A 24,106-nucleotide genomic window follows, 5' to 3' on the forward strand; every position below is an offset into this window, starting at 1 on the left:
GGCCTCACCAGCCGGACGGCGGCGCCTCGATGTGCACGGCCTTCGTGGCGGTCATCTCGTCGAGCAGCTCCGGGCCGTACCCGAAGCCCTGACCGCTGCCGCGGCGCGGATGCGCGGCACCGCCCGGAGCGCCCCCGAAGACCGCGTTGATCTTCACCGTGCCCGCGGGCAGCGTGCGCCAGGCCCGCTGCGCGTGGCTCATCGAGGGGGTCAGCACGGTGGCCGCGAGACCGTACGGCGAGTCGGCCGCGCGGCGCAGCCCCTCCTCGAACGAGTCGACGACCATGACCGGGGCGACCGGGCCGAACGTCTCCTCGCGCATCACCGCCATGTCGTCGGTGCAGTCGGCGAGCACGGTCGGCGGGTAGTACGCCCCCGGCCCGGCCGGCACCGCCCCGCCGCGCAGCGCCCGCGCGCCGTCCTTCACCGCCTGCTGCACCTGCTCGTCGACGGCGTCGCGCATGCGGCGGTCCACCATCGGCCCGATCTGCGACGCCCATGCGTCCGCCTCGGTGACCAGGCAGTCCAGGAACGCCGGCGCGACCTCGCGGTGCACGTAGACGCGCTCGACCGCCACGCAGATCTGTCCCGAGTTGACGAACGCGCCGAGCGCCACCTGCTGCGCCGCCCAGGCCGGGTCGACGCCGGCGTCCACCACCACCGGATCCTTCCCGCCGTTCTCCAGCAGGGCCTTGGCTCCGGTACGGGCGCACGCCGCGGCGATCGAGCGGCCGGTCGCCGTCGAGCCGACCTGGGCCACCACGTCGACCGGGGCGGCGGCCAGCGCGGCGCCGACCGAGCCGTCGCCGTTGACCAGGTTGAGCACGCCGGCCGGGAAGTGCGGGGCGAGCAGCTGGACGAGCCGCCAGCCGGTGGCCGGGGTGCGCTCGCTGGGCTTGTGCACCACGGTGTTGCCGGTGACGAGGGCCGCGCCGAGCAGCCCGCAGGAGACCGCCACCGGGTCGTTCCACGGCGTGATCACCGCGACCACGCCGCGCGGGCCGTACGCCATGAGGTCGATCGCCTCGTCGTTGCCGGCGAGCGTGCGGCCGCGGTGGGTGGGGCCGAGCTCCGCGTACTGCCGCAGGGTGCCGACGCCGGCGCCGATCGACTCGCGGGCGCCGTCGACCGGTTTGCCCATCTCGGCATTCATGATCCCGGCGAGCTCGTCCGCGGCCGCCTCCAGGGCGTTCGCCGCCGCGTGCAGGGCGGCGGCGCGGGCCGCCGGCGCGGTGCTCGCCCAGGCCGGCGCGGCGTCGCGGGCGGCGGCGACGGCGGCCGCGACGCCGGCCTCCGACGACATCGGCACGACGGTCACCGGGGTGCCGTCGGCGGGGTTCACGACGGTCAGCTTGTGGCCCGAATTGCCCGGGTTCCAGCTGCCGCCGATGTGCTGCTCCACGTCATACATGTGCGGGCGTTTGCCCAGAGGCAACGATTCCAAACCGGCCTCCCGAGAGCTATCAGTGCAGGTGGCGAGCGTGAATTTTATTTTTTGGAGAAGTCAATGATCATGGGAGTACTTCTCCGAGGGCGGGGTATCCGGCGCCACATGCGTGTCCTGGGAATCAACGCCATCTTCCACGATCCGGCCGCCGCGCTGATCGTCGACGGCCGTGTCGTGGCCGCCGCCGAGGAGGAGCGGTTCAGCCGTCGCAAGCACGGCAAGAGGCCCGTCCCGTTCGCCGCGTGGGAGCTGCCCGAGCTGGCCGCCGCGTGGTGCCTCGAGGAGGCCGGGCTGCGCCCGGACGACCTGGACGCCGTCGCCTACTCGTTCGACCCCGGGCTGACCCGCGACCTCGCGAGCCTCGGCGTGAGCGACCCGTCTGACGCCATGCGCGTCGACTACGCCCGCCGCGCACCGCAGTTCCTCGCCACCGCGCTGCCCGGCCTCGACCCCGAGCAGGTCAGGTTCGTGCCGCACCACGTCGCGCACGCCGCCTCGGCCGGGCTCTCGGTGCCCGAGGACAGCGCCGTGCTGGTGCTCGACGGCCGCGGCGAGGTCGCCAGCCACCTGTCCGGTGTGTACCGCGGCGGGCAGCTGGAGGTCTTCAAGAGCCAGGAGCTGCCGCACTCGCTCGGCCTGCTCTACGAGGACCTGACCCGCCACCTGGGCTTCCTGCACTCCAGCGACGAGTACAAGGTCATGGCGCTCGCCTCGTACGGCACGCCCAAGTTCCTCGGGTTGCTGCGCGAGCTGGTGCACGCCAACGACGACGGCGGCTTCACCGTGGAGCGCATCGACTGGGACGCGCTGGCCAAGGCGCGCACCGCCGACGGCGAGATGACCGAGGCCCACGCCGACCTGGCCGCCAGCGTGCAGGTGCGGCTCGAGGAGGTCATGCTCGACCTGGCCCGCTGGACCTACGAGGCGGCCGGCGGCCCGAAGACCCTGACGATGGCCGGCGGCACGGCGCTGAACTGCGTCGCGAACGCCCGGATCGCCGCCGAGGGCCCGTACGAGCGGGTCTGGGTGCAGCCCGCGGCCGGCGACTCCGGCACCGCCCTGGGAGCGGCCCTCGCGATCGGCGAGAAGAGCATCCCCTTCGGCACGGCGGCGCTCGGGCGCGGCTGGACCGACGAGGAGCTGGAGGCCGAGCTCCAGCGCGCCGCCCTGCCGTACACCCGGCCGGAGTCGATCGCCGCCGAGGCCGCCCGCGTGCTCGCCGGCAACGGCATCGTCGCCTGGTACCAGGGGCGCAGCGAGTACGGCCCGCGCGCGCTCGGCCACCGCTCCCTGCTCGCGCACCCCGGCGACAAGGACACCCAGACGCGGATGAACAACGTCAAGGGCCGCGAGCAGTTCCGCCCGATCGCGCCGATGGTGCGCGCCGAGCGGTTCGGCGACATCTTCGAGGGCGTCTACCCGAGCCCGTACATGCTCTTCGTGCACCGCGTGAAACCCGAGTGGAAGGACCGCATCCCGGCGGTCACCCACGTCGACGGCACCGCCCGCGTGCAGACCGTCCACGACGACACCGAGCCGCTGGTGGCCGAGATGCTCGCCGAGTTCGAGCGGCTCACCGGCCTGCCGGTCGTGGTCAACACGTCGCTCAACACCGCCGGCCGCCCGATGGTCGACACCCCGCGCGAGGCGATGGAGCTGTTCGGCTCGGCGCCGGTCGACCTGCTCGCCATGGGCCCGTTCGCGGTGCACCGCGCGAAGGCGTTCGGGGCGTGATCTCCATAGTCGTGCCCACTGTGGGCCGTCCCAGCCTGGCCGCCGTGATCGCCTCCCTCGGCGAGCTCCCGCCCGGGGTGGAGCTGATCGTGGTGGACGACCGGCCCGCGCCGCATCCTCCCCTCGCCATCGACGCGACGGTGGTGGCCGGTCCGGCGCGCGGCCCGGCGGCCGCCCGCAACGCCGGCTGGCGGGCGGCGCGCGGCGACTGGATCGCCTTCCTCGACGACGACGTAGTGCCCGATTCGGACTGGATCATGCGACTTGCCGGGGACCTGGACGCGGCGGGCGACGACGTCGGCGGCGTGCAGGGCGAACTGCGGGTGCCGCTGCCGTCCGACCGCCGCCCCACCGACTGGGAGCGGGTCACCGCGGGCCTCGCCGACGGCGCCTGGATCACCGCCGACATGGCCTACCGCCGGGCCGCGCTGGAGCGCACCGGCGGCTTCGACGAGCGCCTGCCGAGGGCCTTCCGCGAGGACGCCGACCTGGCCTATCGCGTGCGCCTGGACGGCTGGTCCCTGATCCGGGGCCGGCGCCGGGTGACGCATCCGGTGCGGCCCGAGAGCGCCTGGGTCAGCGTGCGCACCCAGCGCGGTAACGCCGACGACGCCCTGCTCCGCCGCCTCTACGGCCCCCGCTGGCGCGAGCTGCTGGAGATCCCCCCGGGCCGCCGGGCGAGGCACGTCGTGGTCACCCTGGCCGGTGCCGTCGCGCTTGCCGCCTGGGGCATTTCCCGTACGAGGCACGCGCGCTCCGGCCGCAGCGGCGCCGTCACCGCAAGCGCGGGTGTGGCGGCGGCCGCCGGGCTCGCGTGGCTGGCCGGGACGGCCGAGTTCGCCGCCGCCCGCATCGCGCCCGGCCCGCGCACGCCCCACGAGGTCGCCACCATGCTCGTGACCAGCGCCGTCATCCCTCCGGTCGCCGTCACCCACTGGCTGCGCGGCGCGTGGCGCTGGCGCAAGGCCGCGCCGCTCGCCGCCCGGAAGGACGCGCCCGTGGGAGCGAGCCGGTGACCGAGCTGTTCGACGCGGTGCTCTTCGACCGGGACGGCACGCTCATCGTGGACGTGCCCTACAACGGCGACCCGTCCCTGGTGGAGCCGATGCCCGGCGCCCGGGAGGCCGTCGACCGGCTGCGCGCCGCCGGCTATCGGCTCGGGATCGTCACCAACCAGTCCGGGCTGGCCCGCGGCCGGTTCACCGCCGGCCAGCTCGCCGCCGTCAACCGGCGGGTCGACGAGCTCTTCGGCGGCTTCGAGACCTGGCAGATCTGCCCGCACGACGACACAGCCGGCTGCGCCTGCCGCAAGCCCGCGCCGGGCCTGGTGGTCGCGGCCGCCGAGGCGCTCGGCACCACGCCGGCGCGCTGCGTGATGATCGGCGACATCGGGCGTGACGTGGACGCCGCACAGGCCGCCGGTGCCGCCGCCGTGCTGGTGCCGACCCCGGTCACCCTGCCCGCCGAGGTCGCCGCCGCCCCCGCGACAGCCTCGTCGCTCACCGAGGCCGCCGCCCTGATCCTGCGGCGCGAAGCCCTGGTCACCCCGGCGCAGCGGCCCGGACCGGCCGCCACGGTGCTGGTCGTGCGCTCGGACTCGGCCGGCGACATGCTGGTCACCGGGCCCGGGATCCGCGCGGTGGCGCACGGCGCCGAGCGGGTCGTGCTGCTCTGCGGGCCGCGCGGCCGGGACGCCGCGGGCCTGCTGCCGGGCGTCGACGAGATCATCGAGTGGCGGCTGCCCTGGATCGACGCCCAGCCCGGCCCGGTGGACGCGGACGACATGGCCGCGCTCACCCGCAAGCTGCGCGAGGTGGGCGCGGACGAGGCGGTCGTCTTCACCTCGTTCCACCAGTCGGCGCTGCCGCTGGCGCTGTTGCTGCGCATGGCCGGCGTCGGCCGGATCACGGCGATCAGCGACGACTACCCCGGCTCGCTGCTCGACGTGCGGCACCGGGTGCCGCCGGGCATCCCCGAGGCCGAGCGGGCGCGCAGCGTGGCCGCCGCGGCGGGCTTCGGGCTGCCGCCGGGCGACGACGGCGGCCTGCGCGTCAGCGGCGTGCGGCGGCAAAGCGGCGGCGAGTACGTCGTGGTCCACCCCGGAGCCAGCTGCGAGGCGCGGTCCTGCCCGCCCGAGACCCTGCGGCGCGTCGTGGCGGCGCTGGCGGCGGACGGGCACCGCGTGCTGGTCACCGGCGGTCCCGAGGAGCGCGTGCTCGCCTCGTACGTCTCGGGGGGTGTGGGGGTCGAGGTCGGCCGGACCTCGTTGCGCGAGATGGCGGAGCTCCTCGCCGGCGCGAGCTGCCTGGTGGTCGGCAACACCGGCCCGGCGCACCTCGCGGCGGCCGTGGGCACCCCGGTGGTCAGCCTCTATGCCCCGACTGTCCCCTATGGCCAGTGGGGCCCCTACCGGGTCCCGAACGTGCGGCTCGGCGACGCCGGCGCGCCCTGCCGCGACACCCGGGCGACCGTCTGCCCGGTCGCCGGCCACCCCTGCCTGTCCGACATCGAGCCCCGCGAGGTGGTCGCGGCCGTCCGGCTGCTGGCCGCCGGGGCTCCCGAGCGCACCGAGGTAGCAGCGTGAACATTCTGCTCTGGCACGTGCACGGATCCTGGACGACCTCGTTCGTCCAGGGCAAGCACCGCTACCTGATCCCGGTCAACGAGGCCCGCGACGCGTGGGGCCGCGGGCGGGCACAGACCTTCGACTGGCCGGCCACCGTGGAGGAGGTGCCGCTCGACGGCCTCGCCGGGCTCGATCTCGACGTGGCGATCGTGCAGCGGCCCGAGGAGATGGACCTCGTGCCGCGCGGCGTCCCGGTGATCTATGTGGAGCACAACACTCCCAAGGGCGACGTGCCGAACACCCGGCATCCGATGGCCGACCGCGACGACCTGGTCATCGCGCACGTCACCGACTTCAACGACCTGTTCTGGGACACCGGCGGCACCCGGACCACGGTGATCGACCACGGCATCGTCGAGCCCAAGCCCCGGTGGAGCGGCGACGTCGGCCACCTCGCGGTGGTCACCAACGAGCCGATCCGGCGCAACCGGGTCACCGGCACCGACCTGTTCCCGCGGTTCGCGGCGGTGGCGCCGCTGGACGTCTTCGGCATGGGTGTCGAGGGCCTGCGCGGGCCGCGGATCACGCCCTACGACGATCCGCCGCAGCACGTCATGCACGCAGAAGTCGCCCGACGGCGGATTTATCTGCACCTGACCCGCTGGACGTCGCTGGGGCTGAGCCTCATCGAGGCCATGCAGATGGGCATGCCCGTCGTCGGCCTGGCCACCACCGAGGCGGTCGCCGCGGTGCCGCCCGACGCCGGGGTGCTCGACACCCGCGTCAGCACGCTCGTCGAGGCCACGCACTGGCTGCTCGAGGACGCCGAGGCGGCACGCAGCCTCGGCGGCCGGGCCCGCCAGGTCGCGCTGGCCCGCTACGGCCTGGACCGGTTCCTCGCGGACTGGGACCGGCTGCTGGAGGAGGAAACATGCGCATCGCGATGATCTCGGAACACGCCAGCCCGCTCGCCGCCCTCGGGGGCATCGACGCGGGCGGGCAGAACGCGCACGTCGCCGAGCTCGCCGGGGCGCTCGCCGCGGAGGGACACGAGGTGCGCGTCTACACCCGGCGCGACAGCCCCGCCCTGCCCACCGTGGTGCCCCTGGGCTCCTCTTTGGAGGTCGTGCATGTTCCGGCCGGGCCGGCGCAGGCGCTGGCCAAGGACGAGCTGCTGCCGTTCATGGGCCGGTTCGCCGAGTGCCTCGCCGCGGACTGGCGCGACGAGTGGCGGCCCGACGTGGCGCACGCGCACTTCTGGATGAGCGGGCTCGCGGCGGTGACCGCGGGGCGCGCCCGCGAGGTTCCGGTCGTGCAGACGTACCACGCGCTGGGCTCTGTGAAAAAGCGCCACCAGGGCGCCGCCGACACCAGCCCGCCCCGGCGCATCGCCTATGAGCGCGAGCTCGGCCGGGCCGTCGACCGGGTGATCGTGCAGTGCCAGGACGAGGTGCGCGAGCTGATCCGGCTCGGCGTGCCCCGCGCGCGGATGTCGATGGTGCCGTCCGGCGTGAACACCGAGCGGTTCCGCCCCGACGGGCCGTCCGTGCCGCGCTCCAAGCGGCCGCGCATCCTCACCGTGGCGCGGCTGGTCGAGCGCAAGGGCGTCGAGGACCTGATCCGGGCGCTGCCCGGCGTGCCGCGCGCCGAGCTGGTCGTGGTGGGCGGGCCCGCGCTGTCCGAGATCGAGGCCGACCCGTACGCCCGGAGACTGCTCGCGATCGCCGAGGAGTGCCGGGTCGCCGACCGCGTCCGCCTCGCCGGCGCGGTGCCGGCCCACGAGATGCCCGCGTGGTACCGCTCGGCCGACGTGGTGGCGGCGACGCCCTGGTACGAGCCGTTCGGCCTCACCGTGCTCGAGGCGATGGCCTGCGGCGTGCCGGTGGTCGGCTCGGCGGTCGGCGGGCTGACCGACACCGTCGTCGACGGCGTCACCGGCGACCTCGTGCCCGCGCGCGACCCGGCCGGGCTCGCCGTCGCGCTGCGCAAGCTGCTCGCCGACGACGTGCGGCGCATCTCGTACGCGGCCGCGGCGGTCGACCGCGCCACCCACTCCTACGCCTGGCCCCGCATCGCCGGCCGGCTCGCGGACGTCTACGCGAGCGTCGCCGGTGTCACCCCCGAACCCACCCGTGAGGCGGTTGCTTGATGTCCTCGGAGCTTTCCCCCACAGATCGGCACCTGACCGCGCTGGCCACGGCGATCGTCCCGTTCCGGGCGGTCGCGGGCCGGCTGGCGCGCTGGGGCGGCCAGCTCGCCTGGCACCTCGGGCAGGGCGGCCGCCTGCTGGTCGCCGGCAACGGCGGCAGCGCGGCCGAGGCCCAGCACCTCGCCGCCGAGCTGGTCGGCCGGCTGCGCGACGAGCGGATGCCGCTGTCCGCGATCGCGCTGACCCCGGACTCGTCGGCGGTCACCGCGATCGGCAACGACTACGGGTTCGAGGAGGTCTTCGCCCGGCAGGTGCGGGCGCACGGCCGGCCCGGCGACGTCTTCCTCGCGATGTCGACCAGCGGGCGCAGCCCCAACCTGCTCACCGCCGTGCGCGCGGCCAAGGAGTGCGGCCTGCGCACGTGGGCGATGACGGGCGAGGGCCCCAACCCGCTGGCCGACGCCTGCGACGAGGCGCTGCGCTGCCCGTCGCCGGACAGCCAGGTGGTGCAGGAGCTGCACCTGCTCTCGGTGCACCTAATGTGCGAGTACCTCGACAGCACGCTGCCGGCGGTGGTCGGCCCTTTCGCCGAGAGCCGGACCCCCGAGATCATCAACGAGGAGATGCGAGTAGGCGTATGAGCTCCCTTCTGGTCATCGTCGGAGACACCCTGCTCGACAAGGACGTCGAGGGCAGCGTCCAGCGGGTCGCGCCGGACGCCCCCGCGCCGGTCCTGGACGAGCGGCAGGTGACGGAACGCCCCGGCGGCGCCGGCCTGGCGGCCCTGCTGGCGGCCGGGCAGGGACACGACGTCGCCCTGGTCACGGCGCTCGCGGACGACGCGGGCGGCGCGCGGCTCAGCGAGCTGCTGACGGCGGCGGGCGTGCGGGTGTACGCGCTGCCGCTGCCCGGCGCGACACCGGAGAAGGTGCGGCTGCGCGCCGACGGCCAGGTGCTGCTGCGCCTCGACCGGGGCGGCGAGCCGCAGGCGCCCGGCGACGCGCCGCGGGCGGTGCTGGACGTGCTGCGCGACGCGAAGGCGATCCTGGTCAGCGACTACGGGCGCGGCGTCGCCCGGCACCCGGAGATCCGGCGGGCGCTCGGCGAGGCGAAGGCCCCGATCGTGTGGGACCCGCACCCCAACGGGCCCGCGCCGGTGCCGAACGTCCGCCTGGTCACGCCGAACGTGGCCGAGGTGCGCAAGCTCTCCGGCGACGCGGGCGGCGGCTCCACCCTTGCCGCCGCCCAGCGCGGCGGGCAGCACCTGCGGCAGCTGTGGCGGGCCGGCGCGGTCGTGGTCACCTGCGGAGCGGAGGGCGCGGTCCTCTGCCACTCGGGGCCGACGCCGCTGGTGGTGGCGGCACCCTCGGTGTCCGGCGGGGACACCTGCGGGGCGGGGGACCGCTTCGCCGCCACCGCGGCCCTGTCGCTCGCCTCGGGGGCCCTGGTCTCCGAAGCGGTGCAGCAGGCGGTCGCTGCCGCGTCGTCCTATGTCGCCGGCGGCGGCGTGACCGCTGCGCTCGCGCCTGAGCCCTCCGGCAAACCCGACAAGTCGGAAAGGATCGGCGCGGCGGAGGCGGGCAAGCTGGTGGCGGACGTCCGGGCCCGTGGCGGCACGGTGGTGGCGACCGGCGGCTGCTTCGACCTGCTGCACATCGGCCACCTCGCCACCCTCAAGGCCGCCCGGCAGCTCGGCGACTGCCTGATCGTCTGCCTGAACAGCGACGACTCGGTGCGCCGCCTGAAGGGGCCGGACCGGCCGCTCACCAACGAGCACGATCGCAGCCGGCTGCTCGCCGCGTTGGACTGCGTGGACGCTGTGGTCGTCTTCGACGAGCCGACCCCCGAGTCGGTGCTGTCCTGGCTGCGCCCCGACGTCTGGGTCAAGGGCGGCGACTACGCCGACGGCGGGCCGGCGCTGCCCGAGGCCGAGCTGGTCAAGCGCTGGGGCGGCCAGACGGTCATCGTGCCCTACCTGGACGGGCGCTCCACCACCCGCACCATCGCGGCGGCCCAGTCCGCGACATCCCGCGGATGAGCTCTTCCCTTCCTCGCGCGGCGCTGTTGCCGCGTCATCCCATCGGCGCTTCGCCGCGCCGTCCCATCGGCGCTTCGCCGCGCCATCCCAACGGCGCTTCTGCCGCACCATCCCATCGGCGCGGCGTCTGCCGCGACTTCCCGGAGGTAAGCACATGGACGCAGTGATCGTTACCGGCGGCTCGAGCGGGCTCGGCGCCGCCGTCGTGGACGCGGTGGCCAAGGCGGGCGGCCGCCCGTTCGTCATCGACCGGCAGGCGCCCCAGGAGGGCGTGCCGTGGATCGAGTGCGACCTCGCCGACACCCGCGCGGCCGAGGCCGCCACCCGGCGGGCGATCGAGGAGGCCGGCGGCACCATCGACGGGGTCGTGACCGCGGCCGGCATGGACGTCCCGGGCGCGCTCGCCGACATCCCGGGCGACGTCTGGGACCGGATCGTCACCATCGACCTGCTCTCCACGGCCGCCGTGATCCGGGCGGCGCTGCCGGCGCTCAAGGAGTCGCACGGCGGTGTCGTCACGGTCTCGTCGACGCTGGGCATCAAGGCGGTCAGCGACGCCACCGCCTACTGCGCCGCGAAGTTCGGCGTCGTCGGCTTCACCCGCGCGCTCTCCGCCGAGCTGGCCGGCCAGGTCAACGTCACCCTGGTCATCCCGGGCGGCATGCGGACGAAGTTCTTCGACGACCGCGTCGAGCAGTACAAGCCGGGCCCGGACGCGATCCTCAACGACCCGGCGAACGTCGCGAACGCCATCATGTTCGCCCTGTCCCAGCCGGCCGGGTGCGCGGTGCGGGAACTGGTCATCGCCGCGGAGCAGGAGACCTCGTACCCGTGATCCTCGCCCTGCGCGCCCTCGGCGTCGGCGATCTGGCGACCGCGGTGCCCGCCCTGCGCGGGCTCCGCGGCGCCTTCCCCGGGCGCGAGCTGGCGCTCGCCGCACCCGCCTGGCTCACCCCGCTGATCGAGCTGACCGGGGCCGTGGACGAGGTGATCGCCACGGACGGCCTCGGCCCGCGGACGTGGCCGGTCGACGGCCCCGAGGTCGGCCTCAACCTGCACGGCAGCGGCCCGGAGTCGCACCGATTGCTGCAAGCGGCACATCCGGCGAAGCTGTGGGCGTTTGCGAACGCCGAAGCCGGGCATCTCGACGGTCCGACCTGGATCGAAGAGGAGCACGAGGTGCATCGCTGGTGCCGGCTGCTGCGCCACTACGGCGTGCCCGCGGACGAGGGCGACCTGTCGCTGGCCGTGCCCTCCGCCGACGTGCCGCGCGGCGTGACGATCATCCACCCGGGCGCGAAGTCGCCGTCGCGCCGCTGGCCCGCGGACCGCTTCGCGACGGTCGCGGCCGAGCTCGCCGGGCGGGGTCACCGGGTGGTGATCACGGGTTCGGCGGCGGAGCGCCCGCTCGCCCTGCGCGTGGCGGAGCTGGCGGGGCTGCCGGAGACGGCGGTGCCGCGTACCGAACTGGCCGAGCTCGCGGGCCTCGTCGCCCACGCCCGGCTGCTGATCAGCGGTGACACGGGCATCGCGCATCTGGCCTCCGCGTACGGGACACCGTCGGTCGTGCTGTTCGGCCCGATGTCGCCGGCGCGCTGGGGACCGCCCGCGCGCCCGTACCACCGCGCCATCTGGCACGGCACCCGGAGCGAGCCGGGCGACAGCATGGAGCCGGGCGTGCATCCGGCCCTGCTCGCGGTGACGACCGGCGAGGTGCTCGATGCGGCTGCGGCGCTCTGACCTGAGCAGGCCCGGCTACGGCAGGCGGCGGGCCGGCAAGGGCTTCACCTACCTGGACACGGACGGCTCCACGCTGCACGACCAGGACGAGATCGAGCGCATCAAGGCCCTGGTCATCCCGCCCGCCTGGAAGGACGTGTGGATCTCACCGGACCCGCGCGGCCACATCCAGGCCACCGGCGTCGACGCGGCCGGCCGCAAGCAGTACCGCTACCACGACGCCTGGCGCACGGCCCGCGACGAGGAGAAGTTCGACCACGCGCTGGAGGTCGCCGCCCGCCTGCCGAAGATCCGCGACCGCCTCCGCGCCGACCTGACGCAAGGCCGCGGCCTGACCCGCTCCCGCGTCCTCGCGGCGATCGTGTCCCTGCTCGACATGAACATGTTCCGCATCGGCAGCGACCAGTACGCGGTCCGCGAGGAGGACCCGTCCTTCGGCCTGTCCACCCTCAAGCCCGAGCACATCCGCACCAGCGGCGGCTGCGTCCTGATGGAGTTCACCGGCAAATCGGGCGTCGAACACTCCGGCTCGGTCAACGACGGCGAGGTCTGCGCCGTCCTCCGCGACCTGAAACGCCGCCGCCGGGGCGACAACCGGCTCTTCGCCTACTACGAGGGCCGCCGCTGGCACGACGTCCACGCCGACGAGATCAACGACTACCTCCGCGAGATCAGCGGCGAGAAGATGACGGCGAAGGACTTCCGCACCTGGCACGGCACGGTGAAGGCGGCCACCGAGCTGGCCGAGGCCGGCCCGCAGCCCACGCAGGCGAAACGCAAGAAGGCGGTCTCGCACGCGATGAAGGAAGTGGCCGAGCTGCTGGGCAACACGCCGGCGGTGGCCAGGGCCTCGTACGTGGATCCGCGGGTGATCGAGGCTTATGAGGAGGGGGAGGTCGTCGACGCCCCTAGCGAGCGCGCGGTCCGCAAGCTTCTGACGGACTGAGCGGTCACTCTATGCCGGGGGCCGGCCGATCTTGGCGGCTTCCTGGACGCTCGCGGCCGCGGTGCGGCGGAGGAAGTCGGCGATGACCTCGAGCTGCTCCGGGGTGTAGCCGGCGCAGATGTCGTCCATGGCGAAGTTCATGCCGCGGAACTGCGCCAGCACCTCGCCCGCGCGGTCGGGCAGGGCGCGCACCAGCACGGCGCGGCGGTCGGTGACGTCGCGCTCGCGGGCGATCCAGCCCGCGTTTTCCAGGCGGTCGAGGACGCCGGTCACCGTGGCGGGCGGCAGACCGGCGGCCTTGGCGAGCGCGCCGGGGGTGAGCGGGCCGTCGCGGCCGATCAGGTTGAGGCAGTCGAGGTCGACGTCGCGCAGCTCCAGCCGGGCGCTCACCTGATGGTTGAGCAGCGTGAGCTGAAGGCCGGCCTCACGGAGGGCGTCCTTGACCCCGGTCGCCAGCCGCCTGGCCCGCCGCCGGTCCGTCGTGCCCTCACTCATCCTGCCGCCCCGTCTCGCCCGCCTGGCGTGTTTTCAGACTCCAGATAATACGGCATCAAGAACTTTCGGTTCCCGAAGTAAATTGCTACGGTTCCCGTATTATTCGAGAGCCGAAGGATGGTTACCGTGCGACTTGTCATCGTGGCCGCCACGGGCGGCATCGGGCGGGAGATGCTCCGGCAGGCGAGCGCCGCCGGGCATGACGTCACCGTCGTCGTTCGCAATCCCGACAAGATCCGTGAGTCCGTGCGGATCGTGCGGGCGGATCTGGCGCGGCCCGACGTGCCCGCGCTCGCCGAGGCCGTGCAGGGTGCCGACGCGATCCTCTCCGGGCTGGGCGCCCGGTCACATGCGGAGGCCGGGGTCGCCGAGCGGGGCACCCGGGCGATCATCGAGGCCGCTCAGAAGGCCGGCGCCACCCGGCTCGTCGTGGTCAGCGCCGCGCCGATGGGCACGTTCCCGTCGCCGGAGCGGCCGCATCCGCCGCGGCACGACCCGGGGGACGGCTTCTTCATGCGGCATCTCGGGGCGCGGTTCGCCAAGGCGATGTTCCGCACCCACTACGCGGACCTGGCCCGCATGGAGGACGCCGTCTTCGCGTCCGGGCTCGACTGGACGGTGAGCCGGCCGCCGCGCCTGACCGACAAGCCGTTCACCGGGCGATACCGCACGGCGATCGACCGCAACGTGCGCGGCGGCACGTCCATCTCGCGCGCCGATGTGGCACACCAGATGCTCCACTGCGTCACCGACCCGGCCACCGTCCGCCACACCGTCGGGGTCGCCTACTAGAGCCTTCCGCGCAGAGGGCGGGCGAATCCTGCGAAGACGGGAATGCGATGGGAGCATGGCCGGTATGACCGTCATTGCCACGCTCACCGTCGAGCGGCCCACCGGAGCCTTCTTCGACCGCGCGCGGGCGTACAAGATCGTGGTTGACGGGGTGGTCAAGGGCAGCGTGCGCTGTGGGCGGGAGATCTCGCTCGCGCTGCCGCCGGGCGGGCACACCGTGCGAGCGGAGCTCGACTGGACCGGGAGCCCCGATCTGCCGGTCCACCTGGGGCCCGGCGCGACCGTACGGCTGCGGGTGGAGCCCCGTGGCGCTCGTCACGCGATGGGGAAGAACTACCTGCGCCTGACCCGGGTGGCGTGATGAACTTCTGGTGACCGTCTCGGTGATCGTGCACCGCCCTCGACGACGCCGCCCGCGCCCGCCTGGCCCGGTCCGCGCCCGAGAAGGCCGCCCCGGCCGTCGTCGACCTGGACGACGGCGGCATCGGGCTCGCGCCGGCCGGGCCGCTCATCGAGCATCTGAGCCGCCGCTACGAGACGCTCGCGCTGCACGACGCGCTCACCGGGCTCGGCAACCGACGCCGGCTCGCCGAGGTCGCCGGCGTGCCGATCACCGCGGAGCCTCGCTCGGCACCGCGGCCGGCTGCCACGACCTGGGCGACCTGCTGGCCGGGGCCGATGCGGCGATCCGGATACACCTCGCCGGCGCTGCTCACCGGGCTGCCGCTCGACGAGCTCAAGCTGGACCGGTCGTTCGTGCGCCGCAACCACGACCCGCGCGAACGGGCCATCGTGGAGGCGGTCGCGCGGATGGCGCCGTCCCGTGCCACCGGAGAGGCTCGCTTCCGCCGCGGCCGCTTGACCCGCGCGCCGCTGGGTAAGAAAACCGGCCATGAGCGATCCGGTGATGGTGTTCGCCCCCGCACCCATCCTGACCGTGACCATCGAGCAGCAGACCTCCGGCCCGGAGCTGCACGTCCACCCCGGTGGGCAGGGCGTCTGGCAGGCCCGCATGATCGCCGCGCTGGGCGTGCCGGTCACGCTGTGCGCCGCCGTCGGCGGCGAGACGGGCGAGGTCCTGGAGCGTTCCCTTGCGGCGGAGCAGGGGGTACGGCTCAGAGCAGTGCCCCGGAGCACCGGTACGGGCTGGTACGTGCACGACCGCCGCGAGGGCTCCCGCTCGTCGATCGCCGACCATCCCGGGCAGCCGTTGGAGCGGCACGACCTCGACGAGCTGTACAGCGTGGCGCTCACCGAGGGCCTGCGCGCGCCGGTGGCCGTCCTCAGTGGACCGCAGTCGCCCGAGGTCGTGGATCCCGCGGTGTACCAACGGCTGGCGGCGGACCTGACGAGCAACGGCGTCCGGGTGGTGGCCGACCTCTCGGGTGACCATCTTTCCGCCGTACTCGAAGGTGGCGTCTTCTTTGTGAAGGTGAGCCACGAGGAGCTGATCGACGACGGCCGCGCGGCGGACGACAGCGTGGACGAGCTGCTCGCGGCGGGCCGCAAGCTCGCCGAGTCGGGCGCGGCCGGGGTGCTCATCAGCCGGGCGGGCGACCCGGCGCTCGCGCTCTTCGAGGAGCGCGCGGTCGAGGTGGAGCCGCCACCGTTGCGGGTGACGGAGCATCGCGGCGCCGGCGACTCGATGACGGCCGGGGTCGCGGCGGTGCTGGCGCAGGGCGGCTCGTTCGAGGACGCGCTGCGGACCGGCGCGGCGGCGGGCGCCCTCAACGTCACCCGGCACGGGCTCGGCACCGGGCGCGCGGAGGCGATCCGCGAGCTGTTCGGCCGCGTACGGCTCGACGACCTCCGATGAGCGCCCGGATCCTCGTCACCAACGACGACGGCGTGCGCGCTCCCGGCATCCGCGCGCTCGCGCTCGCCGCCCACGAGGCCGGGTACGACGTGGTGGTGGCCGCCCCGCGCGAGGAGGCCAGCGGCATGAGCGCGGCGCTGACGGCCGTCACCTCGGAGGGCCGGATCGTCGTCGAGCGCCACGACTGGCAGGACCTCGTCGCGTACGGGGTGACGGCGTCGCCCGCGTACATCACGGTTCTCGCGGGTCTGGGCGTCTTCGGGGAACCGCCGGATCTCGTGCTGTCGGGCATCAACCGGGGCGCGAACGCGGGCCGGGCGGTCCTGCACTCGGGCACCGTGGGCGCGGCCCTGACCGCGGCGAACGACCGGGTGCGCGCGATGGCCGTGTCCCTCGACGTCCTCAGTCCCTCCGATGTGGACGCGACGGCCAGCGGGGGAGCGGCGATCGTCGTCCCCGACGACTCGGTGCTCCACTGGGAGACCGCGGCCCGCACCGCGGCGGACCTGCTCGACTGGCTCACGGAGGCGCCGGCCGGCACCGTGCTCAACCTGAACGTGCCCGACCGGTCGCTCGACGAGGTCGCGGGCCTGCGCGAGGCGACACTCGCGCCGTTCGGGCAGGCGCAGATGGCGCTCGCGGAGAGCGGTGAAGGCTTCGTCCGCACGGCCATCGAGAAGACGGGGGAGCCGCTGGTGCCGGGCTCGGACATCGCCCTGCTGGCCGAGGGCTACGCGACGGTGACCGCGATCCGGCCGCCGAGCGAGATCAGCGGCGTACGGCTGCCGGCGCAGCGCCGCTCGTCGTAGCGGGGGCGGTCACCGGGATCGCGAGCACCAGCTCTACCGGCGGTCGGCAACCAGTTCCCGCGCCCACGCCACCGCGACCGACGGTTCCGGCCCCGTGTCGCTGTAGAGGCTGTCGAGCAGCAGCCACAGCCGGTCCGCCAGCGACGGCGGGCCGCCGAGCTCCGCCACGAGATCTTCGATGCGCGTACGGCTGTCGCGCACATAAGCGTGCGCCAGCGCGGTGGCCTCGTCGTCGCCGCGCCGGAACGGGGACTCGGCGAGGTAGTTCCGGAACGCGCAGCCGTGGTACGCGCGCCGCCGTACCCAATCGGCCGTCTCGGCGATCAGCGCGACCAGCTGGTCTCGCGGTGCGCCCGTCAGGGCGGCCGTGGTCGCGGCCTCGCGCTCCTGGCGTGCCCGGGTCAGGTAGGCGGCGACCAGTGCCGGCTTGCCGGGGAAGTGCCGGTAGAGCATGTTCTTGCCGCAGCCCGCCGCCTGGATCACCTCGGCCAGCCCGACCGCCCGCACGCCGCGCGTGTAGAACAGCTCCGCCGCCACCGACAGGATGCGCTCTCGTCCCGAGGGGTCTTCCGTCCGCGCCATGGCTGCCGAGTTTATCGGACCACTCGGTCCGCCAGCCTGTTGACGCCGGCCGTCCCTGTGGGTGACTATCGGACCGGTCGGTCCGTAATCACTGGGAGGTCGGTCCATGCGAGACGCCGTCATCGTCGACGCGGTGCGAACCCCGGTCGCCAAGGGCAAGCCCGGCGGCGCCTACCACGCGATCCACCCCGTCGACCTGCACGCGCACGTGCTGAAGGCGCTCGTCGAGCGCAACCCGGGACTCGACCCCGCCGAGATCGACGACGTCATCGGCGGCACGGTCGGCCAGGTCGGCGAGCAGAGCACCAACGCCACCCGGATGGCCGTGCTCGCCGCCGGCTTCCCCGAGTCGGTGCCCGGCGTGACCGTCGACCGGCAGTGCGGCAGCAGCCAGCAGGCGCTGAGCTTCGCCGCCCAGGGCCTCATCTCCGGCGCGTACGACCTGGTCGTCGCCTCCGGCGCCGAGTCGATGTCGCGCGTCCCGATCGGCAGCTCCGCGTACGTCGACGGCACCCGCGCCCTGGTGGGCGGCCCGGCCGTCGCCGAGCGCTACGGCGGCCTGATCCCGCAGGGCGTCAGCGCCGAACTGATCGCCCGCAAATGGGGCTTCACCCGCGCCCAGCTCGACGACTTCGCCGCCACCAGCCACCAGCGCGCCGCCGCGGCGTGGCGTGCCGGTCACTTCGACAGCCAGATCACCCGGCCCACGTCGCTCGCCGTCGACGAGACCATCCGCCCCGGCACCACCGTCGAAACCCTCGCCGGCCTGCGCACCGCCTTCGCGGACCCGCGCTGGGAGCAGCGCTTCGGCGCCATCGACTGGAAGGTCACCGCCGGCAACTCCAGCCCCGTCAACGACGGCGCCGCGGCCCTGCTGCTCACCACCAGCGCCACCGCCGCCCGCCACGGCTGGCGCCCCCGGGCCCGCGTCCACACCGCCACCGCCGTCGGCGACGACCCCGTCATGATGCTGACCGGCATCATCCCCGCCACCGCCAAGGTCCTGGCCCGAGCCGGCCTGACCATCGACGACATCGACGCGTACGAGGTGAACGAGGCCTTCACCTCGGTAGTGCTGGCCTGGCAGGCCGAAACGTGCGCCGACCCCGGAAAGGTCAATGTGGACGGCGGCGCCACAGCCATCGGCCACCCCCTGGGCGCCAGCGGTGCCCGCCTGGCCACCACCCTCCTGAACGTCCTGGAACGCACCGGCGGCCGCTACGGCCTGCAAACCATGTGCGAGGCGGGCGGCACCGCCAACGCCACCATCATCGAACGCCTGCCCTGACCCGCGGCTTGCCGGCTGTGCCACGGTAGGGTGCGGTCGGCAGCCGATCGCCTCCCGCGAAGGGCCTGGATGCACGAGCCAGTCACGGCCCAGCAGTACGCCACGTGGACAGCCGAGCAGAGCGCGGACGTCGAGGTCGTGGACGGGATGGTCGTCGCGCGGCCGGTCCCGTCGAAGCGGCACAACCGCCTGGCCCGGCTCCTGGCGAACGCCCTGGACGCCGCCGCGGGGCCGGACTGGAACGCTGACACCGACGTCGACGTCCGGCTTCAGGACGTGCCGCTGAACAATCGCCGCCCCGACGTAGTCGTCTACCGGGCGGACACCCTCGACATCACCCCGACACGACCCGAGCACGTGCTTCTCGTGGTCGAGGTCGTCTCTCCCGGCTCCGACAGGATCGTCAAGGCGGACCAGTACGCGAGAGCCGGCATCCCGTTCTCCTGGCGTGTCGAGCAGGCCGCCACCGGTGTGCCCATCGTCTACACCTACGTTCTCGACCCGGGGGCCGGCTGCTACCGCGATGGCGAGATCTTCACCGGCGTCGTCAGGCTGACCGCACCGTTCGCGATCGAGGTCGATCTCGGCCGGCTCTGAGCCCGGTCCTGAAAGCGCACAACGGCGCGCAAGCCCTGTGGACAACGCCGACGCTGTCCGCTCTGGACCTCATACGGTATGACTGGCGGCATGCTTGTCGATTTTCCGCGGCTCGTGGGGCGTACACAGGGCTTCTCGCTGGGCCGCCCGCGGCGGTTCACGGTCGGGCCCGAGGGGCGACGGGTGCTCTTCCTGCGCAGCCTCGGCGGGGAGGATCCGGTGCTGCGCCTGTGGAGCGCCGACCTCGACGGTGGTGAGGAGCGGCTTCTCGCCGATCCGGCCACGCCGGGGGAGAAGGCGCTCTCCGCGCAAGAACGGGCACGGCGCGAGAGGGCGCGCGACAGGTCGTCGGGCATTTCGGCCTACAGCGCCGATCGGGCCGTACGCCGGGTGGCGTTCACGGCCGACCAGCAGCTCTTCGTCGTCGACGTCGACAGCGGGCACGTCGCGCCGCTGCCCGCCAAGGCGCCGGTGGAGGACGCCACGATCAGCCCGGACGGCACCACGGTCGCCTATGTGCACGACGGCGAGCTGCGGCTGATCGGCGCGGACGGCCAGGGCGACCGCGCGCTCGCCACTCCCGAGAAGGACGACGTCACGTACGGGCTGGCCGAGCACGTCGCCGGCGAGTCGATGGAACGCATGCGCGGCTTCTGGTGGGCGCCGTCGGGGGACCGGCTCGCCGTGGCCCGCGTGGACAACGAGCCCGTCGAGATCTGGTATCTCAGCGATCCCGCCAACCCGCAGGAGCCGCCCACCGCGCAGCGCTACCCGCGTGCGGGCACCGCCAACGCCGTCGTCACTCTGCACGTCTACGACCTGGCCGGGCAGCGGGTCGATGTCGAGGCGGAGTACGAATATCTCGTCGACGTCGTCTGGGACGGGCACGGCCTCCTGGCGGTGACGCAGAACAGGCCGCAGACCGTCCTGCGGGTCCTCGACGTCGATCCGGGGACGGGCGCCACCTCGACGATCGCCGAGGCCGTGGACGACGCCTGGACCCAGATCGTGCCGGGCGTGCCGCGGCGCACCGACAGCGGCTCGCTGGTGTGGACCGAGGACCGCGGGGACACCCGCCACCTGACGGTCGCCGGTGAGCCGGTCACCCCGGCCGGCCTGCAGGTCGCCGAGGTTCTCTCGGTCGACGGCGACACCGTGCTCTTCGCCGCGGCCGACGAGCCGACCGAGCTGCACCTGTGGACCTGGTCCACTGCGGACGGTCTGCGGCAGCTCACCACGGCCGCCGGCGTGCACACCGGTGTCCGGGCCGGCGGCGCGACCGTGGTCGTCTCGGACCGGCTGGACGGCTCGTCGGTGCGCTTCGGCACCCGTACGATCGCGGATCTGTCGGTGAGCTCGCCCGTCGTACCGAAAGTGTCCCTGCTCCGCGCCGGAAAGCGTGAGTTGCGGACGGCCGTCCTCTTCCCGGCTGTGTGGCAGCGCGGTGAGCGGCTGCCGGTCCTGATGGATCCGTACGGCGGCACGGCCATGCAACGCGCCGTCGCCCACCGTGGCAGCTACTACGTCTCGCAGTGGTTCGCCGACCAGGGCTTCGCCGTGATCGTCGCGGACGGCCGTGGCACCCCGGGCCGGGGGCCGCGCTGGGAGAAGGAGGCGTACGGCGACAACTCCGACATGCTCGTCGAGGACCAGGTCGAGGCGCTGCGCACGGTGGCCGCGCTCTACCCGGAGCTCGACCTGTCCCGCGTCGGCATCCGCGGCTGGTCGGCCGGCGGCACCCTGGCCGCGCTCGCCGTCCTGCGCCGCCCCGACGTCTTCCACGCCGCCGTGGCGGGCGCCCCGGTCACCGACGAGTTCCTGTACGACACCCATTGGCAGGAGCGCTACCTGGGCGATCCGCGCGCCGACCCGACCCCGTACGAGAACGCCTCGGTCCTGCGCGACGCCGCCAAGCTCGAACGCCCGCTGATGCTCATCCACGGCCTCGCCGACGACAACGTGTACCCGGTCCACACGATGCGCTTCTCCGCCGCCCTGCTGGCCGCCGGGAAGCCGCACACCGTGCTCCCGCTCCCCGGCGCCAGCCACATGCCCCCGGACGTCGATCTGCTCACGCCGCAACTGCGGTTCTTGCAGGAGGCACTGCGAAGCTGAACAGCACGCCCGCGGCGAGCGCCACGGCGGCGTTGGCCGCGACCGCCGGGACGAAGCCGCCGGCGAGCACGGCCGCCATCACCGGCGTGCCGACCGTGATGCCGACCTGCTGGCTCATGGTCGCCAGCCCTGTCGCCAGGCCCTGGTCGGCGAGGGGAAGGGCGTTCGTCACGGTCACCATGAACGCGACGATCGCGACCAGGTTGGCCACCCCGCCGGCGAAGGTCAGCGCCAGCAGCCACGGCCGGTCCGGCCCCAGCAGGACGAGGGGCAGGGTGGCCGCCGCCTGCGCGACGAAGCCACCGGCGAGGGCGCCGCGCGCCCCGATCCTGGCGATCACCCGGGGCGCCGCCATCCCGCCGGCGACCGTGCCCAGCCCCAGGGCGGCGAACGCCAGCCCCGCCTTCAGCGGCGAATACCCGAGAACGTCCTGCAGATGGATCGTCAGGACGAACACCAGCGACGTCTCGGTGGCGAACGCGAGCAGCCCGGCGAGATTGCCCCAGCCCACGCCGCGCGATCGCAGCACCCGGACCGGCACCAGCGGCTGCGCCACCTTCCGCTCGACGAACCAGAACACCCCGAGCAGCAGGACGCCGACCGGCAGCCATCCGTGCACCAGCGCGAGCAGTCCGCCCGTCACCGTGACGGCGCCGGCCCAGTCGATGCGGGGACGGTGCTCCGGGCGTACGTCATCGATCAGAACCGGCGCCGCGACCAGGACCACCGCCGCGACCGCGACGTTGAGGAAGAACGCCCACCGCCAGCTCAGCAGGCCGGTCAGCACCCCGCCCAGCACGGCACCCGTGGTGAAGCCGGCGGCCATCAGGGCGCCGTTGAGTCCCAGCGCCCGATCCCGTGCCGGCCCGGCCGGGAACAGTGTGGTGAGCAGCGCGAGCGCCGCCGGGGTCACCGCCGCCGTGGCGAGGCCCTGCACCACGCGCGCGGCCAGCAACACCTCCGCGGTCTGGGCGAGGCCACCCACCAGCGACGAGACGCCCAGCGCCGCCATGCCGGCCAGGAACGTCCGGCGGCGGCCGGCGATATCGGCGAGCCGGCCGAACAGCAGGGTGAATCCCGCGGCGCAGAGCGCGAACGCCGTCGTCACCCACGGGAGCCGGCCGAGCGGCAGCCCGACGTCGCGCCCGATCGCGGGCAGGGCCACGTTGAGGATGGAGAAGTCGACCGCCAGCGTGAAGCTCGCGGTCAGCAGCACCGCCATCGCGGCGCGCTTCGTGTTCGTCATGGCCACGACGGTCCGCCCGGCGGCGCGCGGGTGGGAGCCCTCGGATGTGACTAGCACCGGCAGGGATAGGCACGGCGCTTCCCGGCGAGCGACGATGACCGGGTGAACGAACTCGGGGCTTTCCTGCGCACCCGCCGCGCCCGGCTCACGCCCGCCGAGGCAGGGCTCGTCTCGTACGGCCACCGGCGCGTGCCCGGGCTCCGGCGCGAGGAACTGGCCCAGCTGGCCGGGGTGAGCCACACCTACTACATGCGGCTGGAGCAGGGCCAGAGCCGCCACGCCTCCGCCTCGGTCATCGAGGCCCTGGCCCGCGCGCTGCGCCTGTCCGCCGACGAGCGCGCCCACCTCTTCCATCTGGCCGAGCTCTTCGAGGGCCCCCGCCCCGCGCCTCTCGCCGCGCCCCGCGCCGCCCTGGTGCGCCTGCTGAACGCGATGCCGGACGTGCCGGCGGTCCTCGTCGACCGGCACACCACCGTGCTGGCCTGGAACCCGCTCGGCCGCGCCCTGCTGGCCTTCCACGAGACAAGGCCCGGGGTCAACCTGGCCCGCCTGCTCTTCCTCGACCCGCACACCCGCGACCTCTACCCCGACTGGCACACCGAGGCCTGTCGCGCCGTGGCGTCGCTGCGGCTGGTCGCCGGGCGGCATCCCGGCGACCGCGCCCTCACCGAGCTGATCGGCGAGCTCTGCGTCCGCAGCGACGAGTTCGCGCGCCTCTGGGCCGACCACCCGGTCGCGGAGTGCGTCACCGGCCACAAGCTCCTGCGCCACCCCGTCGTCGGCGACCTGACGCTCGACTTCGAGATCCTCCAGTCCCCCGACGGCAGCGGCCAGCGCCTGATGACCTACCCCGCCGAGCCGGACACCCCCGCCGCCACGGCGCTGCGCCTGCTGGCGTCCCTGAGCTGACCACCCTCCAAGGTGAACACCCGGTCGACCAGCCCGAGCCCTTCGGTGCGGTGGGTCAGCAACAGGACGGTACGCCCGTGACTGGCGTCGAGCAGGTCCGCCATGAGCGCCCCGGCCACGTCCACGTCCAGCCCTTCGGTCGGTTCGTCGAGCACCAGCAGCCCCGGGTCCGCGAGCAGCGCCCGCGCCGTGGCGAACCGCCTCACCTGCCCACCGGACATGGTCGCGCCGCCACTGCCCAGCCACGTGCCGAGCCCGTCCGGCAGCCCGTCGAGCCAGTCACCGAGCCGCACCCGTTCCAGCACCGCCCGCAACTCCTCATCGGCCGCGCCCGGCCTTGCCAGCCGCAGGTTCTCCCGCACGGTAGACGCGAACACATGGTCCGTCTCGTCCCCGACCAGCACGATCCGTCCCCGCACAGCGGCCTCCGGCAGCTCCCGCAGATCCGTGCCGTCCGCCAGACTCAGCCGCCCCTCCCGCGGATCGAGCAGCCGAGCCACCACCGCCGCCAGCGTCGACTTCCCCGACCCCGACCGCCCCACCACAGCAACCCGGCTCCCCGCGTCTAGGTCAAGATCCAGGTTCGCGAGTACGCCGTCCCGGCGCGAATCCCAGCCCGCGGTGACCCCGCGAAGCCGCAAGCCAACCCCGCGACCGAGCCCCCTGCCGAGACCGCCGACGCCCGTCGCCGTGCTGGAGGCGGGAGCCGCGTCCTGTGGCTCGGCGGTTCCCGCGCCCTCGGCGGAGAGTGTGCCGGTGTGCGAGAGGGCCTGGTCTCCGGCGGCGTGGGGTGTGCCGGCGTGCGAGAGGGCCTGATCTCCGGCGGCGGGGAATGTA

Annotated in this window: 24 protein-coding genes; 18 read left to right on the forward strand and 6 right to left on the reverse strand. The window is 74.1% G+C overall.

Features of this window, described 5'->3' with window-relative positions; all coding sequences use genetic code 11:
• Window positions 1-4: 4 nt before the first annotated feature.
• A complete protein-coding gene (locus Ade02nite_RS25700) occupies window positions 5-1,411 on the reverse strand; it encodes an aldehyde dehydrogenase family protein (protein ID WP_203769010.1) in 1,407 nt (468 codons plus the stop codon).
• Window positions 1,412-1,552: 141 nt separating this feature from the next.
• Here Ade02nite_RS25700 and Ade02nite_RS25705 point away from each other — a divergent pair, with 141 nt between their 5' ends.
• The 10 genes from Ade02nite_RS25705 (at window position 1,553) to Ade02nite_RS25750 (ending at window position 12,620) form a co-directional block, all read left to right on the forward strand.
• Complete coding sequence (locus Ade02nite_RS25705) at window positions 1,553-3,181, forward strand: carbamoyltransferase family protein (RefSeq protein ID WP_203769012.1); 1,629 nt, start codon at window positions 1,553-1,555, stop codon at window positions 3,179-3,181.
• Window positions 3,178-4,197 carry a glycosyltransferase family 2 protein gene (locus Ade02nite_RS25710; RefSeq protein WP_203769014.1) on the forward strand — a complete coding sequence of 340 codons (1,020 nt, stop codon included), beginning with the start codon at window positions 3,178-3,180 and terminating at the stop codon, window positions 4,195-4,197. Before Ade02nite_RS25705 ends, Ade02nite_RS25710 begins: the two co-directional genes overlap by 4 nt.
• Window positions 4,194-5,765, forward strand: a complete 1,572-nt coding sequence (locus Ade02nite_RS25715) for an HAD-IIIA family hydrolase (protein ID WP_203769016.1) — start codon at window positions 4,194-4,196, stop codon at window positions 5,763-5,765. Before Ade02nite_RS25710 ends, Ade02nite_RS25715 begins: the two co-directional genes overlap by 4 nt.
• The gene (locus Ade02nite_RS25720; RefSeq protein WP_203769018.1) at window positions 5,762-6,694 is read left to right on the forward strand and encodes a glycosyltransferase; all 933 of its coding nucleotides are present in this window, start codon (window positions 5,762-5,764) and stop codon (window positions 6,692-6,694) included. Before Ade02nite_RS25715 ends, Ade02nite_RS25720 begins: the two co-directional genes overlap by 4 nt.
• The gene (locus tag Ade02nite_RS25725) at window positions 6,679-7,896 is read left to right on the forward strand and encodes a glycosyltransferase (RefSeq protein ID WP_203769020.1); all 1,218 of its coding nucleotides are present in this window, start codon (window positions 6,679-6,681) and stop codon (window positions 7,894-7,896) included. The genes Ade02nite_RS25720 and Ade02nite_RS25725 overlap by 16 nt, the downstream gene beginning before the upstream one ends.
• A complete protein-coding gene (locus Ade02nite_RS25730; protein ID WP_203769022.1) occupies window positions 7,896-8,537 on the forward strand; it encodes a D-sedoheptulose-7-phosphate isomerase in 642 nt (213 codons plus the stop codon). The genes Ade02nite_RS25725 and Ade02nite_RS25730 overlap by 1 nt, the downstream gene beginning before the upstream one ends.
• Window positions 8,534-9,934, forward strand: a complete 1,401-nt coding sequence (locus tag Ade02nite_RS25735) for a PfkB family carbohydrate kinase (RefSeq protein WP_203769024.1) — start codon at window positions 8,534-8,536, stop codon at window positions 9,932-9,934. Before Ade02nite_RS25730 ends, Ade02nite_RS25735 begins: the two co-directional genes overlap by 4 nt.
• Before the next feature lie 154 nt (window positions 9,935-10,088).
• Window positions 10,089-10,769, forward strand: coding sequence for an SDR family oxidoreductase (locus Ade02nite_RS25740; protein WP_203769026.1), 681 nt, complete (start codon window positions 10,089-10,091; stop codon window positions 10,767-10,769).
• Window positions 10,766-11,674, forward strand: a complete 909-nt coding sequence (locus Ade02nite_RS25745) for a glycosyltransferase family 9 protein (RefSeq protein WP_203769028.1) — start codon at window positions 10,766-10,768, stop codon at window positions 11,672-11,674. Before Ade02nite_RS25740 ends, Ade02nite_RS25745 begins: the two co-directional genes overlap by 4 nt.
• On the forward strand, window positions 11,655-12,620 hold the full coding sequence (locus Ade02nite_RS25750) for a DNA topoisomerase IB (protein WP_203769030.1): 966 nt from the start codon (window positions 11,655-11,657) through the stop codon (window positions 12,618-12,620). Before Ade02nite_RS25745 ends, Ade02nite_RS25750 begins: the two co-directional genes overlap by 20 nt.
• Before the next feature lie 9 nt (window positions 12,621-12,629).
• Here Ade02nite_RS25750 and Ade02nite_RS25755 read toward each other — a convergent pair whose 3' ends face one another.
• Window positions 12,630-13,115 carry a MarR family winged helix-turn-helix transcriptional regulator gene (locus Ade02nite_RS25755; RefSeq protein WP_203769032.1) on the reverse strand — a complete coding sequence of 162 codons (486 nt, stop codon included), beginning with the start codon at window positions 13,113-13,115 and terminating at the stop codon, window positions 12,630-12,632.
• 126 nt (window positions 13,116-13,241) lie between these two features.
• Between Ade02nite_RS25755 and Ade02nite_RS25760 the strand changes: the two genes are divergently transcribed.
• Window positions 13,242-13,907, forward strand: coding sequence for an NAD(P)-dependent oxidoreductase (locus Ade02nite_RS25760; protein WP_203769034.1), 666 nt, complete (start codon window positions 13,242-13,244; stop codon window positions 13,905-13,907).
• Between the two features lie 64 nt (window positions 13,908-13,971).
• Window positions 13,972-14,268 carry a hypothetical protein gene (locus Ade02nite_RS25765; protein ID WP_203769037.1) on the forward strand — a complete coding sequence of 99 codons (297 nt, stop codon included), beginning with the start codon at window positions 13,972-13,974 and terminating at the stop codon, window positions 14,266-14,268.
• 169 nt (window positions 14,269-14,437) lie between these two features.
• Here the strand turns inward: Ade02nite_RS25765 and Ade02nite_RS49555 are convergent, their stop codons facing one another.
• Window positions 14,438-14,737: a hypothetical protein gene (locus Ade02nite_RS49555; RefSeq protein WP_239169048.1), complete on the reverse strand. Its 300-nt coding sequence runs from the start codon at window positions 14,735-14,737 to the stop codon at window positions 14,438-14,440.
• 62 nt (window positions 14,738-14,799) lie between these two features.
• On the opposite strand from Ade02nite_RS49555, the gene Ade02nite_RS25775 reads away from it, so the two are divergent.
• Together Ade02nite_RS25775 and surE are read left to right on the forward strand one after the other, a co-directional pair.
• Window positions 14,800-15,723 (forward strand): 1-phosphofructokinase family hexose kinase, encoded by a 924-nt coding sequence (locus tag Ade02nite_RS25775; RefSeq protein ID WP_239169049.1) that lies wholly within the window; start codon window positions 14,800-14,802, stop codon window positions 15,721-15,723.
• Window positions 15,720-16,532, forward strand: coding sequence for a 5'/3'-nucleotidase SurE (gene surE, locus Ade02nite_RS25780; RefSeq protein ID WP_203769039.1), 813 nt, complete (start codon window positions 15,720-15,722; stop codon window positions 16,530-16,532). Before Ade02nite_RS25775 ends, surE begins: the two co-directional genes overlap by 4 nt.
• A 33-nt stretch (window positions 16,533-16,565) precedes the next feature.
• Here the strand turns inward: surE and Ade02nite_RS25785 are convergent, their stop codons facing one another.
• On the reverse strand, window positions 16,566-17,114 hold the full coding sequence (locus Ade02nite_RS25785; RefSeq protein WP_203769041.1) for a TetR/AcrR family transcriptional regulator: 549 nt from the start codon (window positions 17,112-17,114) through the stop codon (window positions 16,566-16,568).
• A gap of 106 nt (window positions 17,115-17,220) precedes the next feature.
• Between Ade02nite_RS25785 and Ade02nite_RS25790 the strand changes: the two genes are divergently transcribed.
• From Ade02nite_RS25790 to Ade02nite_RS25800, 3 genes are all read left to right on the forward strand, one after another.
• The gene (locus Ade02nite_RS25790) at window positions 17,221-18,402 is read left to right on the forward strand and encodes a thiolase family protein (protein ID WP_203769043.1); all 1,182 of its coding nucleotides are present in this window, start codon (window positions 17,221-17,223) and stop codon (window positions 18,400-18,402) included.
• Window positions 18,403-18,471: 69 nt separating this feature from the next.
• A complete protein-coding gene (locus Ade02nite_RS25795) occupies window positions 18,472-18,999 on the forward strand; it encodes a Uma2 family endonuclease (RefSeq protein ID WP_203769045.1) in 528 nt (175 codons plus the stop codon).
• 90 nt (window positions 19,000-19,089) lie between these two features.
• A complete protein-coding gene (locus tag Ade02nite_RS25800; RefSeq protein ID WP_203769053.1) occupies window positions 19,090-21,114 on the forward strand; it encodes a prolyl oligopeptidase family serine peptidase in 2,025 nt (674 codons plus the stop codon).
• Here the strand turns inward: Ade02nite_RS25800 and Ade02nite_RS25805 are convergent.
• The gene (locus tag Ade02nite_RS25805) at window positions 21,071-22,360 is read right to left on the reverse strand and encodes an MFS transporter (RefSeq protein ID WP_203769055.1); all 1,290 of its coding nucleotides are present in this window, start codon (window positions 22,358-22,360) and stop codon (window positions 21,071-21,073) included. The two genes, Ade02nite_RS25800 and Ade02nite_RS25805, sit on opposite strands and share 44 nt — an antisense overlap.
• Before the next feature lie 102 nt (window positions 22,361-22,462).
• On the opposite strand from Ade02nite_RS25805, the gene Ade02nite_RS25810 reads away from it, so the two are divergent.
• On the forward strand, window positions 22,463-23,269 hold the full coding sequence (locus Ade02nite_RS25810; RefSeq protein ID WP_203769057.1) for a helix-turn-helix transcriptional regulator: 807 nt from the start codon (window positions 22,463-22,465) through the stop codon (window positions 23,267-23,269).
• On the opposite strand, the gene Ade02nite_RS25815 is transcribed toward Ade02nite_RS25810, so the two are convergent.
• On the reverse strand, window positions 23,206-24,106 hold a 901-nt coding region (locus Ade02nite_RS25815), incomplete at its 5' end, for an ATP-binding cassette domain-containing protein (RefSeq protein WP_203769065.1). The genes Ade02nite_RS25810 and Ade02nite_RS25815 overlap by 64 nt on opposite strands.

The sequence above is a fragment of the Paractinoplanes deccanensis genome, assembly GCF_016862115.1.
GTDB classification, from domain to species: Bacteria; Actinomycetota; Actinomycetes; order Mycobacteriales; family Micromonosporaceae; genus Actinoplanes; species Actinoplanes deccanensis.

Bases quoted from the DNA above. Each gene is read 5' to 3' on its own strand.
- Ade02nite_RS25805 (WP_203769055.1), bottom strand. From the start codon at position 22,360: ATGACGAACACGAAGCGCGCCGCGATGGCGGTGCTGCTGACCGCGAGC.
- Ade02nite_RS25755 (WP_203769032.1), bottom strand. From the start codon at position 13,115: ATGAGTGAGGGCACGACGGACCGGCGGCGGGCCAGGCGGCTGGCGACC.
- Ade02nite_RS25735 (WP_203769024.1), top strand. From the start codon at position 8,534: ATGAGCTCCCTTCTGGTCATCGTCGGAGACACCCTGCTCGACAAGGAC.
- Ade02nite_RS25790 (WP_203769043.1), top strand. From the start codon at position 17,221: ATGCGAGACGCCGTCATCGTCGACGCGGTGCGAACCCCGGTCGCCAAG.
- Ade02nite_RS25740 (WP_203769026.1), top strand. From the start codon at position 10,089: ATGGACGCAGTGATCGTTACCGGCGGCTCGAGCGGGCTCGGCGCCGCC.
- Ade02nite_RS25795 (WP_203769045.1), top strand. From the start codon at position 18,472: ATGCACGAGCCAGTCACGGCCCAGCAGTACGCCACGTGGACAGCCGAG.
- Ade02nite_RS25765 (WP_203769037.1), top strand. From the start codon at position 13,972: ATGACCGTCATTGCCACGCTCACCGTCGAGCGGCCCACCGGAGCCTTC.
- Ade02nite_RS25800 (WP_203769053.1), top strand. From the start codon at position 19,090: ATGCTTGTCGATTTTCCGCGGCTCGTGGGGCGTACACAGGGCTTCTCG.
- Ade02nite_RS25730 (WP_203769022.1), top strand. From the start codon at position 7,896: ATGTCCTCGGAGCTTTCCCCCACAGATCGGCACCTGACCGCGCTGGCC.
- Ade02nite_RS25750 (WP_203769030.1), top strand. From the start codon at position 11,655: ATGCGGCTGCGGCGCTCTGACCTGAGCAGGCCCGGCTACGGCAGGCGG.
- Ade02nite_RS25775 (WP_239169049.1), top strand. From the start codon at position 14,800: ATGAGCGATCCGGTGATGGTGTTCGCCCCCGCACCCATCCTGACCGTG.
- Ade02nite_RS25785 (WP_203769041.1), bottom strand. From the start codon at position 17,114: ATGGCGCGGACGGAAGACCCCTCGGGACGAGAGCGCATCCTGTCGGTG.
- Ade02nite_RS25700 (WP_203769010.1), bottom strand. From the start codon at position 1,411: ATGTATGACGTGGAGCAGCACATCGGCGGCAGCTGGAACCCGGGCAAT.
- surE (WP_203769039.1), top strand. From the start codon at position 15,720: ATGAGCGCCCGGATCCTCGTCACCAACGACGACGGCGTGCGCGCTCCC.
- Ade02nite_RS25725 (WP_203769020.1), top strand. From the start codon at position 6,679: ATGCGCATCGCGATGATCTCGGAACACGCCAGCCCGCTCGCCGCCCTC.
- Ade02nite_RS25705 (WP_203769012.1), top strand. From the start codon at position 1,553: ATGCGTGTCCTGGGAATCAACGCCATCTTCCACGATCCGGCCGCCGCG.